Source organism: Pseudomonas sp. TH04 (assembly GCF_016651355.1).
Classification (GTDB): Bacteria; Pseudomonadota; Gammaproteobacteria; order Pseudomonadales; family Pseudomonadaceae; genus Aquipseudomonas; species Aquipseudomonas fluorescens.
The window spans coordinates 3385929-3402242 of sequence record NZ_JAEKEA010000001.1 but is presented as its reverse complement, the minus strand read 5'-3'; the positions used below and the strand labels follow the sequence as shown (position 1 = coordinate 3402242).

12 protein-coding genes are annotated in these 16314 nt (G+C 61.8%); 10 read left to right on the top strand and 2 right to left on the bottom strand.

The genetic code is table 11. The features are described 5' to 3' along the window. The first annotated feature begins 258 nt into the window (after positions 1-258). From JFT85_RS15220 to JFT85_RS15175, 10 genes are all read left to right on the top strand, one after another. Positions 259-1617 carry a TolC family outer membrane protein gene (locus tag JFT85_RS15220; RefSeq protein WP_053253716.1) on the top strand — a complete coding sequence of 453 codons (1359 nt, stop codon included), beginning with the start codon at positions 259-261 and terminating at the stop codon, positions 1615-1617. A 41-nt stretch (positions 1618-1658) separates the two neighbouring features. Then, positions 1659-3815 (top strand): type I secretion system permease/ATPase, encoded by a 2157-nt coding sequence (locus JFT85_RS15215; protein WP_053253794.1) that lies wholly within the window; start codon positions 1659-1661, stop codon positions 3813-3815. Continuing rightward, positions 3805-5169: an HlyD family type I secretion periplasmic adaptor subunit gene (locus tag JFT85_RS15210; protein WP_053253717.1), complete on the top strand. Its 1365-nt coding sequence runs from the start codon at positions 3805-3807 to the stop codon at positions 5167-5169. The genes JFT85_RS15215 and JFT85_RS15210 overlap by 11 nt, the downstream gene beginning before the upstream one ends. Positions 5170-5383: 214 nt before the next feature. After that, a complete protein-coding gene (locus JFT85_RS15205; protein WP_073637965.1) occupies positions 5384-6277 on the top strand; it encodes a TauD/TfdA dioxygenase family protein in 894 nt (297 codons plus the stop codon). A gap of 26 nt (positions 6278-6303) precedes the next feature. Next, entirely contained in the window at positions 6304-7158 is an 855-nt protein-coding gene (locus JFT85_RS15200) for an ABC transporter ATP-binding protein (RefSeq protein ID WP_073637964.1), read from the top strand. An 11-nt stretch (positions 7159-7169) separates the two neighbouring features. Continuing rightward, complete coding sequence (locus JFT85_RS15195) at positions 7170-8018, top strand: ABC transporter permease (RefSeq protein WP_053253720.1); 849 nt, start codon at positions 7170-7172, stop codon at positions 8016-8018. Positions 8019-8078: 60 nt separating this feature from the next. Beyond that, positions 8079-8999, top strand: a complete 921-nt coding sequence (locus tag JFT85_RS15190; RefSeq protein ID WP_053253721.1) for a LysR family transcriptional regulator — start codon at positions 8079-8081, stop codon at positions 8997-8999. Between the two features lie 211 nt (positions 9000-9210). Next, positions 9211-10746 carry an MFS transporter gene (locus tag JFT85_RS15185; protein ID WP_201230906.1) on the top strand — a complete coding sequence of 512 codons (1536 nt, stop codon included), beginning with the start codon at positions 9211-9213 and terminating at the stop codon, positions 10744-10746. 15 nt (positions 10747-10761) lie between these two features. Then, positions 10762-11820 carry an HlyD family secretion protein gene (locus JFT85_RS15180; protein WP_073637962.1) on the top strand — a complete coding sequence of 353 codons (1059 nt, stop codon included), beginning with the start codon at positions 10762-10764 and terminating at the stop codon, positions 11818-11820. Continuing rightward, positions 11817-13268, top strand: coding sequence for an efflux transporter outer membrane subunit (locus JFT85_RS15175; protein ID WP_053253723.1), 1452 nt, complete (start codon positions 11817-11819; stop codon positions 13266-13268). The genes JFT85_RS15180 and JFT85_RS15175 overlap by 4 nt, the downstream gene beginning before the upstream one ends. Before the next feature lie 115 nt (positions 13269-13383). Here JFT85_RS15175 and JFT85_RS15170 read toward each other — a convergent pair whose 3' ends face one another. Both JFT85_RS15170 and JFT85_RS15165 read right to left on the bottom strand, forming a co-directional pair. Further along, positions 13384-14088 carry a DUF3142 domain-containing protein gene (locus JFT85_RS15170; protein WP_069553057.1) on the bottom strand — a complete coding sequence of 235 codons (705 nt, stop codon included), beginning with the start codon at positions 14086-14088 and terminating at the stop codon, positions 13384-13386. Further along, entirely contained in the window at positions 14085-16241 is a 2157-nt protein-coding gene (locus tag JFT85_RS15165; protein WP_053253725.1) for a hypothetical protein, read from the bottom strand. The genes JFT85_RS15170 and JFT85_RS15165 overlap by 4 nt, the downstream gene beginning before the upstream one ends. Positions 16242-16314: the final 73 nt, after the last annotated feature.

Genomic DNA, 16314 nt, shown 5'->3' with positions numbered 1-16314 from the left:
CTATGGTGTTAATGACGTCAAATATTTGGCTATATTTTTTCGCGATCTAGTTTATGCCAAACTATTGACCTTCTGGTCGTCATCCTAAACAATCGCCTCCGTAATGTCACATTGATATTTATGCGGCGAACCGTCCTACATGTGTGAAGCAGTTCCGCTTTTTGAACTTTCCGACGTACGGTCATAACGGTAGCCATTATCCGACGCAGCGAGGCCAATCGCTGTGATTTGAGACAAGAAGTCCTGGGGAATTTTTTAATGCGTCTGCACCTGTTTAAGGCAATACCGTTCGTCCTCGCCGCCAGTTTTGTACAAGCCCAAACATTGCCCCAGGCCATGCAACAGGCGCTGGATGTGCACCCGGAAATTCAAGCCGGTGTGAACAGCCGTATCGCCGCCGATTACCAATTGCGCGCCGCCCAAGGTGGTTACCTGCCGCGCGTTGACCTGAACGCCGGTTACGGCCGTGAAGGCACCGACAACTCCACCACCCGCGCCGCCAATGGCCCAAACGGCAACCACTGGGACACGCTCAATCGCGGCGAGTCCAGCTTGCGCCTGCAACAAATGATTTTTGACGGTTTCGCCACCTCCAGCGAAGTCGGGCGTCAACAAGCCAACGTTAATTCTCGTGCTTACTCGTTGCTGGGTACCTCCGAGCGCACCGGGCTGACCGTCGCCCAGGTGTACCTGGACGTGCTGACCCGTCGCGAATTCGTGCGCCTGGCTGAAGAAAACCTGCGTAACCACGAACGCATCTACGACCAGATCAAATTGCGCACCCAGCGCGGCGTTGGCAACGGCGCCGACCAGGACCAGGCCGAAGCGCGTCTGGCCCAGGCCCGCAACAACCTGATCACCGAGCAGACCAACCTGGCCGACTCGCAGGTCAACTACCTCAGTGCAGTCGGCCAGATGCCCGACCAGCTCGAGCGCCCGGCGCCGTTCATGGCCATGCTGCCGGCAGACCTGAATGAAGCGCGCCGCCAGATGCTCGACAACAGCCCGATCCTGCGTTCGGCCGAGTCGGACATATCCGCCGCCGAAAGCCAGTACGAAGCCGCCAAGTCGAGCTTCTACCCGCGTTTTGATGCCGAGCTCGGCACCAACGCCGACAACAACGTATCCGGCGATGCCAGCCACAGTAACGGCTGGGAAGCCATGGTGCGCATGCGCTTCAACCTGTTCGCCGGTGGCAGCAACAAGGCTGACCTTCAATCCAAGTCGTATCAGGCCAGCCAGGCACTGGATATCCGCAACAACGCCTTGCGCCAACTCAATGAAGAACTGGGCCTTGCCTGGAACGCCTTGAACAACGCGAATGCGCAGTTGCCGGTGGCTCAGCAATACGTGGATCACAGCACCCGTGTGCGCACGTCCTACCAGCAGCAGTTTAGTCTGGGCCAGCGTACCCTGCTGGATTTGCTCGACAGCGAGAACGAATTGTTCACCGCTTCCCGTCGTTTGGAAGAGATCAAGAACATTCAGTTATTTACTCAATATCGAATCAAGGCGACCATGGGCGAATTGCTCAAAAGCCAGGGAGTGGTCGCACCGATGGCCTCCGTCGTGCAGAACGACGTGAAGCCTAAAGTCCAACTGCCTGGGATGAATTGAGCCACCCCAATAGCCCCATCTGTTAGTCGAGAGTGCAGCGCGTGGAATCCGAAGTCAGTCGAGTTCATCTCAGTCATGATCCACGCACGCTGCACGACGACCCGTTACTGGACGGGTTGTTGGCGCTTTGTGCCCTGCATCAAAAACCCGCCAGCGCAGCCATGCTCACCACCGGCCTGCCGCTGCCTTCGCAGCGGTTGAGCGCCGAGCTGCTGCCTCGCGCCGCCGCGCGTGCCGGGCTGCAGGGGCGGTTGCTGCAACGCAAGCTCGAACAGATTCCGACAATTGCATTGCCCGCGCTGCTGTTGCTCAAAGACGGGCGCAGTACCGTGCTGGTGGGCTGGCAAGGCGAAGACGAGGCGCGAATCCTGCTCAGCGAAAGCGACGGCGGTGAAGTGCTGATCAAGCGTGAGCAATTGGCCGAGGACTACATCGGCAAGGTCTTCTTCGCCCAGCCTCAGCACAAATTCGACGTCAACCACGGCACCCTGATTCCCCGGGCGCGCTCGTGGTTCCGTGACACCCTCATGCGCTCGCGCTGGCTCTACACCGATGCCATCGCCGCGAGCTTCCTGATCAACATCATCGCCATGGCCGCGCCGCTGTTCGTGATGAACGTGTACGACCGTGTCGTGCCGAACCAGGCCACTGCCACCCTGTGGGTGCTGGCCGTAGGTATCGGCGGTGCGTACCTGTTCGACCTGATCCTCAAAAGCCTGCGCAGTCTGTGCCTGGACCTGGCCGGTAAAAAGACCGACCTGATCATCTCGGCCACGCTGTTCGAGCGCATCGTCGGCATGTCCATGAAGTACCGCCCGGCGCGGGTCGGCAGCTTTGCGCAGAACATTCATGAGTTTCAGAGCCTGCGTGATTTCCTCGCGTCGCTGACCCTTACCAGCCTGATCGACCTGCCGTTTACGCTGCTGATTTTCCTGGTAATCGCGATTCTCGGCGGGCACCTGGTGTGGATTCCGGTGCTGGCGTTCCCGCTTGCCCTCGGCATTGGCTACGCCCTGCAAAAACCGCTGGTGGCGACCATGGAGCGAACCATGGCCCTGGCCGCCGAGCGCCAGTCGAGCCTGATCGAAACCCTCGCCGGGCTGGACGCGGTCAAGGTCAACAACGCCGAAAGCGAGCGCCAGTACGGTTGGGAGCAGACCATCGGCACCCTGAGCCGGCTTGAGTTGCGCGTGAAGTTGCTGTCGGGCCTGTCGATGAACATGACCCTGCTGATCCAGCAATTGGCCGGCGTGGTCATGATCGTATTCGGCGTGTACCAGATCATCGACGGCAACCTCAGCATGGGCGGCCTGATTGCCTGCTACATGCTCAGCGGCCGCGCCTTGAGCCCGCTGGCCTCACTGTCGGGCCTGCTGACCCGTTACCAGCAAGCCAAGGTCACCATGACCTCGGTGGACCAGATGATGGAGCTGCCCCAGGAGCGCAATTTCGAAGAGCGCCCGATGAGCCGTCGCACCCTGCAAGGCGCCATCGAGTGCCGGGGCCTGAATTTCACCTACCCGAACCAACAGAACGCCGCGCTGAAAAACATCAACCTGGTGATCAAACCGGGCGAGAAAATCGGCATCATCGGCCGCAGCGGCTCGGGTAAAAGCTCCCTCGCCAAACTGATTGTCGGCCTTTATCAGCCCGACTCCGGCGCCTTGCTGGTGGACGGCGTCGATGTGCGCCAGATCGATGTGAGCGAACTGCGCCACAACATCGGCTACGTCGCCCAAGACATCCAATTGCTGGCCGGCACCCTGCGCGACAACCTGGTGTCCGGTGCGCGTTACGTAGAAGACGAAATGGTCCTGCAAGCCGCCGAGCTGGCCGGCGTGCACGAATTTGCGCGCCTGCACCCCCAGGGCTATGAGCTGCAAGTCGGCGAGCGTGGGCAAAACCTGTCCGGCGGCCAACGTCAGAACGTCGCCCTGGCGCGTGCATTGTTGCTCAACCCGCCCATCCTGCTGCTGGACGAACCCACCAGCGCCATGGACAACACCGGTGAAGAACGCTTGAAACAACGCCTGCAAGCCGTGGTGCAAAGCAAGACCGTGGTGCTGGTCACCCACCGTGCCTCGCTGCTTTCTCTGGTGGACCGCCTGTTGGTCGTCGACCGTGGGCAGATCCTCGCGGACGGCCCGAAAGCGGTGGTTATGGAAGCGTTGAAAAAGGGGCAGATCAGTGTTGCTTAAGTCCATCAAAAGCGCGGTTGGCCGCTATTTCAAAGGCTCCGACTCCCTGCGCAACCAGCCCCTGCCCGAGGTTAACAAAGCCCTGATCGAAGATGCACCGCGGGTTATCCGCCTGACCATCTGGGCGATCATCGCGTTCTTCGTATTTCTGGTGGTATGGGCGGGTTTCTCCAGCATTGACGAAGTCACTCGTGGCGACGGCAAGGCGATTCCGTCGTCCAAGCTGCAGAAAATCCAGAACCTGGAAGGCGGCATCGTTTCCGAGTTGTATGTGAAAGAAGGCCAGATTGTAGAGGCTGGCGCGCCGTTGATTCGCCTCGATGACACGCGGTTTGTCTCCAATGCCGGTGAAACCGAAGCCTTGCGCCTGGCCATGCAACTGCGTGTCGAGCGTCTCAGCGCGCAGGTGGATGATCGCCCGCTGAACATCCCTGACGAGGTGCTCAAGGCCGCCCCAAGCCAGGCCGCCAACGAACGCTCCTTGTATGAAAGCCGTCGCCAGCAGTTGAAGGACGAAGTGGGCGGCTTGCAGGAGCAATTGGTGCAGCGCCAGCAGGAACTGCGCGAATTTACCTCTAAGCAAGGCCAGTACCGCAGCCAGTTGTCCCTGCAACGCCAGGAAATCAACATGTCCGAGCCGTTGGTGGCGCAGGGTGCGGTGTCGCCGGTGGAAGTCTTGCGCCTCAAGCGCGCCGAAATGGAAACCCGTGGTCAGCTCGACGCCACCACCCTGGCGATTCCCCGCGCCGAATCGGCGATCAAGGAAGTGCAGCGCAAGATCGACGAAACCCGTGGCAAATTCCGCAGTGAAGCGCTGACCCAGCTCAACGAAGCCCGCACCGAACTGAACAAGGCCGAATCCACTGGCCGCGCCCTCGAAGACCGCGTCAGCCGCACGCTGGTCACCTCGCCAGTGCGCGGTATCGTCAAGCAGTTGCTGGTCAACACCGTGGGCGGCGTGATCCAGCCGGGCAGCGACATGGTCGAAATCGTGCCGCTCAACGACACCCTGCTGGTGGAAGCCAAGATCCGCCCGCAAGACATTGCTTTCCTGCACCCGGGGCAAGAAGCGATCGTTAAATTCACCGCCTATGACTACACCATCTACGGCGGCCTGAAGGCCAAGCTGGAACGCATTGGTGCCGACACCATTACCGATGAAGACAAAAAAACCACTTACTACATGATCACCCTGCGCACCGACCGCAGCCACTTGGGCACCGATGAGAAGCCGTTGCTGATCATCCCCGGCATGGTGGCGTCAGTGGATATCATCACTGGCAAGAAAAGCATCCTGAGCTACCTGCTCAAGCCGATCATCAAGGCGCGGGCCGAGGCGTTGCACGAGCGGTAATCTCTATCGCCTGCCAGGGCCTCATCGCAGGCAAGCCAGCTCCCACATGTTGATTTGTGAACACATTCAAGTGTGGGAGCTGGCTGGCCTGCGATGGCGCCATCAGCTTCACTGCAGATCCCAACCCTAATGCATATCGATATTCGCTAACGGTATTTAAGCGTCCGTTCTTATATCTATAAAGTCACTCCCCTGTCCGACCGGGAGTGCCCTCATGTCCGCCACCTCTACTGTTCCAACAGCGACCTCTACCGCCCAAACGTTCGAGATTCGCCCGTTCCCCGGTAGCGTCGGCGCCGAGATTATTGGCCTGGACTTGTCCCGCCCGGTCAACGACACGGACTTCGCGCGCATTCACCGCGCGCACCTGGATCACCACGTCGTGGTATTCCGCGACCAACGCATCACCCCCGAACAACAGATCGCCTTCAGCCGCCGCTTCGGTGTGCTGCAGATCCACGTGCTCAAACAATTCCTGCTGGCCAACCACCCGGAAATCCTGATCGTCTCCAATATCATCGAAAACGGCCAATCCATCGGCCTGGGTGACGCGGGCAAATTCTGGCATTCGGACCTGTCGTACAAAGAGCTGCCGAGCCTGGGCTCGATGTTGCACGCCCAAGAGCTGCCTGCCGAGGGCGGCGACACGTTATTCGCCGACATGCACAAAGCCTGGGAGCAATTGCCCGAGCACCTGCGCAAAGCCGTGGAGGGTCGCAGCGCTGCGCACTCCTACACGGCGCGCTACAGCGAGAGCAAATTCGAAGGCAACTGGCGCCCGACCCTGACGCCCGAGCAACTCGCCCAAGTCGCGGAGGTGGTACACCCGATTGTGCGCACCCACCCGGAAAACGGCCGCAAAGCGCTGTTCGTCAGCGAAGGGTTCACCACCCGCATCGTCGACCTGCCGGAAGACGAAAGCCGCGACCTGTTGGCGCAGCTCTACGCCCACAGCGTGCTGCCGCAAAACATCTACCGCCACCCGTGGCAGCCCCACGACCTGGTGTTCTGGGATAACCGCTCGCTGATTCACCTGGCCGCAGGTTGCCCAAGCCATCTGCGCCGCAAGCTGTTTCGCACCACCATTCAGGGCGACGCGCCTTTCTGAACCTTATTCCCGGCAAGAGAGATGAAATGAACGCGCCCCTGCAAGGCCACGCGGCCAGCAACCGGAACACCACCGTCGAACCCCTGTTGGCGGTGGATAACGTCAGCCTTGAATACCGTACCCCCGAGCGCGTGGTGCGGGCCACGCACCAGGTCAGCTTCGAGATCGACCCGGCCGACCGTTACGTACTGCTCGGCCCCTCAGGCTGCGGCAAGTCCACCTTGCTCAAATCCATTGCCGGGTTTATCAAGCCCTGCGAAGGCGAGATTCGCCTGTTGGGGCAAAAGGTCGATGAGCCCGGCCCGGATCGTATTGTGGTGTTTCAGGAATTCGACCAACTGCCGCCGTGGAAAACCGTCAAGCAGAACGTGATGTTCCCGCTCCTGGCGTCGAAAACCCTGAAGCGGCGCGAAGCCGAAGAGCGGGCCCTGCATTACCTCGAAAAAGTCGGCCTCAGTGCGTTCGCCGAGGCTTACCCGCATACCCTTTCCGGCGGCATGAAAGCCCGCGTGGCCATTGCCCGTGCGCTGGCCATGCAACCGAAAATCCTGCTCATGGATGAACCCTTCGCCGCCCTCGACGCCCTGACCCGACGTAAGATGCAGGAAGAGTTGCTGCTGCTGTGGGAAGAGGTGCGCTTTACCCTGTTGTTCGTCACCCACTCCATCGAAGAAGCGTTGGTGGTGGGCAATCGCATCCTGTTGCTGTCGCCGCATCCCGGGCGTGTGCGGGCGGAAATTCACAGCCATCAATATGACCTGCACAGCCTGGGGGGTGTGGAGTTCCAGGCGTCGGCGCGGCGGATTCATCGCCTGCTGTTCGATGAAGCGCCCGAGGCCGAACGTGAGTTGGGTTTCGCCGATATCCGCATCGCCTACTGAAGGGACACCTCATGCGCCAGGAATTTGAAGTCACCCTCGAACCGCTGCTCAGCGTCCCTGTGGAACGCGAGCTTCCCCTGCGTCAACGCCTGTGGCAACAAGGTTGGCTGCGTAAAGGCCTGATCCTGATCGTGCTGGCGATTGTCTGGGAGGCGGTCGCCCGCTATCAGAACAATGACCTGCTGCTGCCAAGTTTCCTGCAGACCTCTCACGCCCTGTTCGACGGCCTGCTCAGTGGTGAGTTGCTCAGCAAAGTGAGTATCTCGCTGGCGGTGCTGATCAAGGGTTACCTGATCGGCATTGTGCTGGCGTTCGCCTTGACCACGCTGGCGGTGTCGACCCAATTGGGGCGCGACCTGCTTAGCACACTGACCTCGATGTTCAATCCGCTGCCGGCGATTGCCTTGCTGCCGCTGGCGCTGCTGTGGTTTGGCCTGGGGCAGAACAGCCTGATTTTCGTGCTGGTGCATTCGGTGCTATGGGCCTTGGCGCTGAATACCTACTCCGGGTTCCTCGGCGTGTCGGAAACCCTGCGCATGGCCGGTCGCAACTATGGCCTCAAGGGCATGCGTTTTGTGCTGTTCATCCTGATCCCGGCGGCGCTGCCGTCGATCCTGGCGGGCCTGAAAATCGGCTGGGCGTTTGCCTGGCGTACGTTGATCGCCGCCGAGCTGGTGTTCGGCGCCACCAGCGGCAAGGGCGGCTTGGGTTGGTACATCTTCCAGAACCGTAATGAGCTGTACACCGACAAAGTCTTCGCCGGCTTGGCTGTGGTGATTCTGATCGGCCTGCTTGTAGAAAACCTGGTGTTCGACACCTTCGAGCGGCTGACGGTGAAGCGGTGGGGTATGCAGCGCTGAGCCCCTCATCCCTGCTACGATTGCGCCCAGTTCACTCCCCATTGGTCACGAGTGCTTGGCATGCAACTACCGGACATGAACCTGCTGGTCGCCCTCGACGCCTTGCTTGACGAGGGCAGCGTGGTGGGTGCCGCGCGGCGCATGAACCTGAGCCCGGCGGCCATGAGCCGCACCCTCACGCGAATTCGCGAAGCGGTGGGTGATCCGATCCTGGTGCGCGCCGGTCGCGGCCTGGTGCCGACGCCCAAGGCGTTGCAGTTGCAGGGCCAGGTTCGCAACGTGGTGGAGCAGGCCGCGTTGCTGTTTCGCTCGGCGGATCAGGTCGACCTCCGCACTTTGCGCCGCCGGTTCAGCGTGAGGGCCAATGACTTTTTTGTCGGGGTGTATGGCGGTCGGTTGTTCGACACCCTGGAGCGCATGGCGCCGCTGTGCGAGCTGTGTTTCGTACCCGAAGGCGACACCGACGACGATGCGTTGCGTGAAGGGCGCCTGGACCTGCGGGTCAGCAATACGCCGCCGGCCAGCCCTGAGGTGAAGGTGCAGAATTTGTTCTCAACCACCTTCGTCGGCCTGGCGCGGCAAGACCACCCGTTATTCGACGAAGAAATCACCGCCGCACGTTTCGCCAGTTATTCCCACATCAGCATTTCGCGGCGCGGTATCGCCCGTGGTCCGATCGACACGGCGCTGAATGCCCAGGGCCTGGAGCGCCGTGTCGCGATGATCGCGCCCGGCTTTCACGGTGCGATGTTCATGCTGCCTGATTCCGACCTGCTGCTGCCGGTGCCCAAGGAAGCCCTGTTGAGCGCTAACCGCCTGAACCTGCCACTGCGCTCATTCCCGCTGCCGATCTCCCTGCCGACGCTGGTTCTGGCTCAATCCTGGCACCCGCGCTTCGACAAAGACCCGGCCCACAAATGGCTGCGCGAGACCATGCGCGCGAGTTGCCACGCCACGTGGCTGGAAGCCCAACCCACTTAAACGGTGGGAGCTGGCTTGCCTGCAATCACCTCACCTTGGTCTGCCGGACAGACCGAGTTGCCTGCATCGCGGGCAAGCCCGGTGCCTAGAGCATTTCGTTGTTGTTAACAGTTGCGTCTGACGCACTTATAACCTGCCGATAAGTAACTTTTTTGTCATGTATTAGCCTGATTAAACTGCTCGGGTATTTCTAATGCCGAGTTACCTGTTCATGACGTCCCTCGCTGCCCCCGCCCTCCAGGCTGCAGCCAAACCTGTTGCGCTGAACCCGCCCGTGTTCGGCCCGCGCATCATCATCGGATTGGTCGGTGTGTTGCTCGCGGTGCTGGTTTCCGGGCTCAACGAGATGGTCACCAAGGTCGCCCTCGCGGATATCCGTGGTGCGCTGTACATCGGCTTTGACGAAGGCACCTGGCTGGTTGCGGCCTACACGGCCACCTCGGTTGCGGCCATGGCGTTTGCGCCGTGGTGTTCGGTGACCTTTTCCCTGCGCCGCTTCACCCTGTGGGCCATCGGTTTGTTCACGGTGTTGGGGATCCTGTGTCCGTTTGCCCCGAACTACGAAAGCCTGTGGGTGCTGCGTACTGTGCAAGGCCTGGCTGGCGGCGCGTTGCCGCCGATGCTGATGACCGTGGCGCTGCGTTTCCTGCCGGCCAACGTCAAGTTATATGGCCTGGCTGGCTATGCGCTCACGGCCACTTTCGGGCCCAGCCTGGGCACGCCGTTGGCGGCGTTGTGGACCGAATACGTCGGCTGGCAATGGGCGTTCTGGCAGATCGTCGGGCCATGCCTGCTGGCGATGGCCGCCGTGGCCTACGGCTTGCCGCAAGACCCGTTGCGCCTGGAGCGATTAAAGCAGTTCAACTGGCGCGGCCTGCTCCTGGGGTTTCCGGCGATCTGCATGTTGGTGATTGGTCTGTTGCAGGGCAATCGCCTGGATTGGTTCGAGTCTGGCCTGATCACATTCCTGCTAAGCGGCGGCACGCTGTTGCTGGTGCTGTTTTTGATCAACGAATGGTCGCAGCCGATTCCGTTCTTCAAGTTGCAGATGCTTGGCCTGCGCAACCTGGCGTTTGCCCTGGTGGTGCTGGCCGGCGTGCTGATGGTGCTGACCTCGGTGATCATCATCCCATCGAGTTTCCTCGCTCAGGTCCAGGGTTACCGGCCGCTGCAAACCGCGCCGGTGATGTTGCTGATGGCGTTGCCGCAGTTGATCGCGTTGCCGCTGGTGGCGGCGCTGTGCAACCTGCGTTGGGTAGATTGCCGTTGGGTGCTGGGGATCGGCTTGAGCCTGTTGGTGCTGTGCTGCATCGGCAGCGCACACCTGACCTCGGCGTGGATTCGCGATGACTTCTATGGCCTGTACCTGCTGCAAATTTTTGGTCAGCCGATGGCCGTACTGCCGCTGCTGATGCTGTCCACCGGCAGCATCCAGCCGATTGATGGGCCGTTCGCCTCGGCCTGGTTCAACACTGTAAAAGGCCTCGCGGCGGTGATCGCCACGGCCGTGATTGAGGTACTGACCACCCAGCGGCTGCACTTCCACTCGACGATGTTGGTGGACCGACTGGGCAATTCACCGCTGGCCGACGGCGACGCGGCGGGCCTGGCGCACCGCCTGCACCAACAGGCCGTGGTACTGACCTCTGCGGACCTCTATTACGTCATGGCCGGTGTCGCGGTGGCGTTGATCCTGCTGATTTTCTGGATGCCCACGCGGATCTTTCCGCCTCGCGCACCGACCTAGCCTCAAGGACTTCTCATGAAACGCAAAGACAAAATTGCCGTCGCCGTTATTGCTGTGTTTGCCGTCGGCGTGCTGGTTTATCGGGTCGCGCCAGGCGTGCTGGGCAGCCAGCGCCAGACCACCAACGATGCCTTCGTCGCCGCCGACTTCACCCTGGTGGCGCCGCGTGTTGCCGGCTTCATCAAGGAAGTGCTGGTGGAAGATAACCAGCGTGTCAAAGCCGGCCAATTATTGGCATTGATCGACGACCGTGATTTTCGCGCGGCCGCCCAAGCCGCCGACGCGGATACGTTGGTTGCCCAAGCCCAACTGAAAAACGCCACCGCCACCCTGGAGCGCCAAAGCTCGGTGATCGCCCAGGCCCAGGCCACCGTGTCGGCTGACCGCGCCGAAGTGGCCTTCGCCGAGCATGAACTGAACCGCTACAACCACCTCGCCGGCGTGGGGGCCGGCACCGTGCAGAACGCGCAGCAGGCCAAGACCCGCATCGACCAGGCCACCGCGCGCCTGGCCAGTGCCACGGCGGTGTTGGCCGCCGAACGCAAGCAAGTGGAAATCCTCACCGCCCAGCGTGATGCGGCCGCCGGTGGGCTCAAACGGGCCCAGGCTGCGCTGGAAATGGCCAGTTATCAGCTGTCATACACGCGCATCGTTGCGCCGGTGGATGGCATGGTCGGTGAGCGTGCGGTACGGGTCGGCGCCTATGTGACGCCAGGCAGCAAGATCCTCGCGGTGGTGCCCTTGGCCGAGGCCTATGTGGTGGCTAATTTCCAGGAGACTCAACTGTCGCATATGCACGCTGGCCAGGCGGTGCAGGTGCGTGTCGACAGCCTCGACGGCGAGTTGCTCAACGGCCATCTGGAAAGCCTGGCGCCCGCCACCGGCGTGACGTTTGCCTCGGTCAAACCGGACAATGCCACCGGCAACTTCACCAAGGTGGTGCAGCGTATTCCAGTGAAGATCATCCTCGAGCCGAACCAACCGCTGACCGAGCGCTTGCGCGTCGGCATGTCGGTGGAGGCCAGTGTCGACACCCAGTCGCTCGCGCAACCGCGTGAGGTGGCCCAGCAATGAAGTCATTTGTCTGGCTCAGCTTGAGCCTGATCAGCCTGAGCGCGTGCACCGTCGGCCCGGATTTCCAACGGCCTCAAGGTCCACACGTCACGCAATGGAGCGAGCCTCAAGGTCGTCAGGCCGCCAGCCGCGCCGTCACCGAGCCGTTGCAGGAGCGCTGGTGGGACGTGTTCCACGATGCGCAACTCTCGGCCCTCACACGCCGTGCCGTCACCGATAACCTCGACTTGAAACTGGCCAGCAGCCGCCTGCAACAAAGCCGCGCGGTACGCCAGGTGACCACCGCCGAGCGTTACCCCGACGTCAGCGCCACGGGTGACTACCGGCGCCAACGCAACAGCGCCAAAGGCCTGAACGACCCGTCTGGTGAGGGTGGCCGGTCGGCTTACAACCAGTGGGACACGGGCTTCTCTGCGGCCTGGGAGCTGGACTTCTGGGGCCGCGTCAAACGTGAAACCGAAGCCGCCGACGCCACCCTGCAAGTCGCCGAGAACGACCGCCGTGCGGTGCTCTTATCGGTACTCGCCGAGACCGCCCAGGACTACATCCAACTGCGCGGTGTGCAGAACACCCGTGCGGTCACCGAGCAAAACCTCGACGTGGCCCGGCACAGCCTCAAGCTCTCGCAACTGCGCTTGGCCGACGGTGTGGCGACAGACCTTGACGTGGCCGAAGCCGCTGCCCAGGTCGCTGCCATCGACGCGCGCCTGCCGGATTTGCAGCAGCGCCAGGACCAACTGATCAACGCCCTGAGCCTGTTGATGGGCGAGCCGCCGCAAGCGCTGCACGCGCAACTGTCCAAAGACGCCGCCGTGCCGCAAACCCAGCGCCAGGTCGCGATCGGCCTGCCGTCGGAGTTGGCCGAACGCCGCCCGGATATCCGTCAGGCCGAGGCACGCTTGCACGCCGCCACCGCCAACATTGGCGTGGCCCAAGGCGATTTCTACCCGCGTATCACCCTGTCCGGCAGCCTCGGTTCCCAAGCGCTGCAATTGTCAGATTTCGGTTCGTGGGGCTCGCGCGCGTTCGCCTTCGGCCCGCAGTTCAGCCTGCCGCTGTTCAACGGTGGGCGCCTGCAAGGCATGTTAAACCTGCGTGAGGCCCAGCAGCAGGAAGCGGCGCTGGCGTACCAGCAAACCGTATTGCGCGCCTGGCATGAAATCGACGACCAATTGACCCGCTACAACGCCAGTCAACTGCGCCGCGACAGCCTCGCCGAAGCGGTGCGCCAGAACCAGATCGCGCTGGCGACCGCGCAACAGCAGTACGTCGAAGGCGTGGTGGATTTCGTCAACGTGCTCACGGTGCAAAGCGCGCTGCTGGCGACGCAGGAACAGTGGGTGGAAAGCTCCACCGGCGTGTCGTTGGCCATGGTCGGGTTGTACAAGGCGTTGGGCGGCGGGTGGCAATCCGTCTACCCTGAAACAGCCTCCCTTCCTGCAGGCTGAATACCTCTCCCTGTGGGAGCGGGCATGCCCGCGATGAGGGCGGATCATTCAACACCACGTTGACTGGACTGACGCTATCGCGGGCATGCCCACGCCCACAGGGAGTACTGCGTGATCACCGGTTTTGCAAAAACACCACATACCCGCGAAACCACTCGCTGCCCTTCAAATACCCCGGCTCGTCCCACACGCCACCCTGAATCAGCCCAATCTTGAATGGCAGCCCCAGCCGGTTCATCCGGGGCAAATACGCCGCGTAATCCGGAATGCTGTGGCGCCCCTGATAGGTCTGCACCACCACTTCATCTACCACGCCCTTGAGCTGGGCGATGGCGGCCGGATCGGCGTTGCTGCTCCAGTCCATAAGCCCCGTGATGCTTAACTTCAGGTCGGCGCGCAGGCGCTGGCGCAGGTCACGCAGGAAGCGTGTGTACTCGTGCAGGTATTGGGTACGGGCGTCGAAATCAATCTGGATGCCAACCACCGGGTTGCCCGCCTCGCGCCAGCGTTGCACCTGGCCGAGCAGTTGGGTGTAGACCTGCTCCGGCCAGTGCAGGGTGTGGGCGCGGTACACCACCCAGACGTCGCCCTGGGTGATGCGCGGAACGCTGATGCCTTGGGCGATAAACTGCACGCCAAGCTGGGGCGCGCGCCGGGTGGAGTTGATTTGGCCCTGGAGGATGTAGAGGGTTTTTGCCTGTTTGAGTACCGGCTGTGGGGTGACGCCGCTCCACAGCCAGAAGGCGTCATAGTCGCGGGCGTCAACAGCGCCAAAGGCCGGGCTTGCCAGCAATAGCAAGCCTAGCCACAGGTGTTTCACCAGTAATACTTCAGGGACTCGGCCCACTCAGTGTCGGCAAACCCGGTTTTCAGCTGGCGGAACCAGCCTTTGCGCACGGATTTATCCACATCTTCACCGCCGCAGTTGTTGTAACCGGCCCGCGCATAGCAGTTGATCGCACGGAACAGCGCATAGGCCTTGTCGTTATGCGCTGCCTTGGGGTTGGCGATGACCTGCCGGTAGCCGTCGAGCCGTGAGAAGGTCTCGCCTTTGAACAGCGAGGCCGTGCTGCCCAGGCTGCCCGCCGCGCGCGCCTGGTCCAGCGGCATGCCATCCAGATGGTTACGCAGGATGAACTCACCCAGGCAATTCAGGCCCTTGGGGTTTTTCGGATCGGCCTGCAGGGCGCTCGCGATTTGCGCAATGCTCGGGCACGCGTAGCCGTCTTCAGGTTTATCGCCGTTCCACTGGAACAGCTGCAACGAGCGACCATCGCCATAGACATAACCCAGGCTGGTACTGAGTTTGTCTTGTGGCACGGATGCCGGCAGTTGCTTGAAGTCTTCGGCGAAGGTGGCGTACTGGCCGCGCATCAGGTCTTTGTACAGCAGCACAAACTGCGCAGTTTCACGCTCGGCCGGGTCGCTTGCCTGGGTAATCTGCTGGCGCAGTAAATCCTGGCCTGCGATGTTGCGCAGCAAGATGTAGCGCACCTGTTTGGCGCTGATCGGCGAGTCGGTGGCAAACACCTTGGCCAGTTGCCCGCTGCGCTCGTAATTCATCGCCAGGGCCAGTTCCAACTGGTCACGCTGCAAGGGCTGCTTGGCCAGGGGCAACAGTTTCAGCCACAGCGCTTCGGCGCCTTTCCAATCATTCTTGGCTTCCAGGGCGAGGCCGCGCAGGGTCTGTTGGCTGAACGCCAGGTAGCCCAGGTTGGCGGGTACGTCCTGAGGCAGCAGTTTCAACGTGCTGTCGGGTTGATGCTCGACGTACAGCGCAAACGCTGCTTGCACGTAGTCGTACAGCGCTGGCTCCTCGGCGAACACCGGCTTCTGCGCGGCCAAAGCGTCGCGGGTCAATTTGGGCGGGTTGCCGGCACGCATCCACATCAAGTCGTTGAGGGCCAGCATCAGCGGGTTGGCCGCAGGCTTGTTGGTCGCGCTCAGCAGCTTATTGTCGGTTTCCTGCACCAGGTCGTCCAACGACACGTTGCGCTGCTCGCTGCTCAGTTGCGCGGCCAGGTCATTTGCCAGCTTGTCGGTATCGCCCGCCAGCCAATGCACCCGGCGCAACAGGCCTTGAGCGGAAGCTGCGTATTCGCCCTGTGGATAAGTTTTCAGGTACAGGTTGAAGCGGGTATCCGCATCGGCCAACACGGCCTTATCCACATGCTCCAATTGCGGCATGCCGTATTCGTCGAACGCGTTTTCCTGGGCCTGGTTCAACTCGGTGCGGGCGATCATGTACAGCGCCGTTTCCTTGACCCAGGGCAGGCTGGCGCTGGCGGCGGCGACAAAGCCGCGCTGTGCGTCGCCGAACCGGCCGCTGTAGAAGTCGCCAGCGGCTTGAAGATACGTGCGCAGCTCGCGGCCTGCGGCGGACTGGATGTGCTCCGGGTCACCCAGGCTTGCGCCCTCCCAGGTACAGGCGCCCAGCAGACTCAGACGGCCAGTGACCAAAAGTCGGCGTTCCGCTTCAGGCAGGTCGGCGCTGACCACCTGGCTGATAAACGCCGTGGCGCTGCTGTCATCGTTGCTGCGGCAGCGACTGCCTTCGCCGGTCAGGAACGCGTCACCTGCCGCTTTGTCATTTTCACGCTGAATGCCCAGCGGTGCGAGCAGCTCATCGAGTTTGCTGGGCGTAGGCGCCGCCTCGGGTTTTTCGACGGCTGCGTCGGTCATTGGGGTGAGGCGATACACCGGGAACGGCACCGGGCCGAAGCCTTCCTCAAGGTCAGTTTCGCTCAATGCACTTGGCGTCAGCGGCGCGACTTGCTTGTCCGCCAGCAACAGGCGCAGGTTGACCCGGCTGTCATTGCCCGGGCTCAGGAAGGGCAGGTTGCTGCACCCTTCAAGGCTGTCGCGCGACACCCGCCAATCGGGGTAGCACGAGTCATCCCCGCTGGCCTGGGCTTGGAACGAAAGGCCGGCGAGCAATGCCACGGCCAGAGGTGACAGAAAACCGATGCGCATGAGCGTGTCCTTGATCCTGGATCCTTGGAAGGCCGCAATAATAACGCACACCTGCAAATACGTCGGCGGCGCC

What these genes read in the sequence shown, in the direction of transcription:
- JFT85_RS15220 (WP_053253716.1), top strand. Translation starts at nt 259, where the DNA reads ATGCGTCTGCACCTGTTTAAGGCAATACCGTTCGTCCTCGCCGCCAGT.
- JFT85_RS15205 (WP_073637965.1), top strand. Translation starts at nt 5,384, where the DNA reads ATGTCCGCCACCTCTACTGTTCCAACAGCGACCTCTACCGCCCAAACG.
- JFT85_RS15200 (WP_073637964.1), top strand. Translation starts at nt 6,304, where the DNA reads ATGAACGCGCCCCTGCAAGGCCACGCGGCCAGCAACCGGAACACCACC.
- JFT85_RS15195 (WP_053253720.1), top strand. Translation starts at nt 7,170, where the DNA reads ATGCGCCAGGAATTTGAAGTCACCCTCGAACCGCTGCTCAGCGTCCCT.
- JFT85_RS15190 (WP_053253721.1), top strand. Translation starts at nt 8,079, where the DNA reads ATGCAACTACCGGACATGAACCTGCTGGTCGCCCTCGACGCCTTGCTT.
- JFT85_RS15185 (WP_201230906.1), top strand. Translation starts at nt 9,211, where the DNA reads ATGACGTCCCTCGCTGCCCCCGCCCTCCAGGCTGCAGCCAAACCTGTT.
- JFT85_RS15180 (WP_073637962.1), top strand. Translation starts at nt 10,762, where the DNA reads ATGAAACGCAAAGACAAAATTGCCGTCGCCGTTATTGCTGTGTTTGCC.
- JFT85_RS15175 (WP_053253723.1), top strand. Translation starts at nt 11,817, where the DNA reads ATGAAGTCATTTGTCTGGCTCAGCTTGAGCCTGATCAGCCTGAGCGCG.
- JFT85_RS15165 (WP_053253725.1), bottom strand. Translation starts at nt 16,241, where the DNA reads ATGCGCATCGGTTTTCTGTCACCTCTGGCCGTGGCATTGCTCGCCGGC.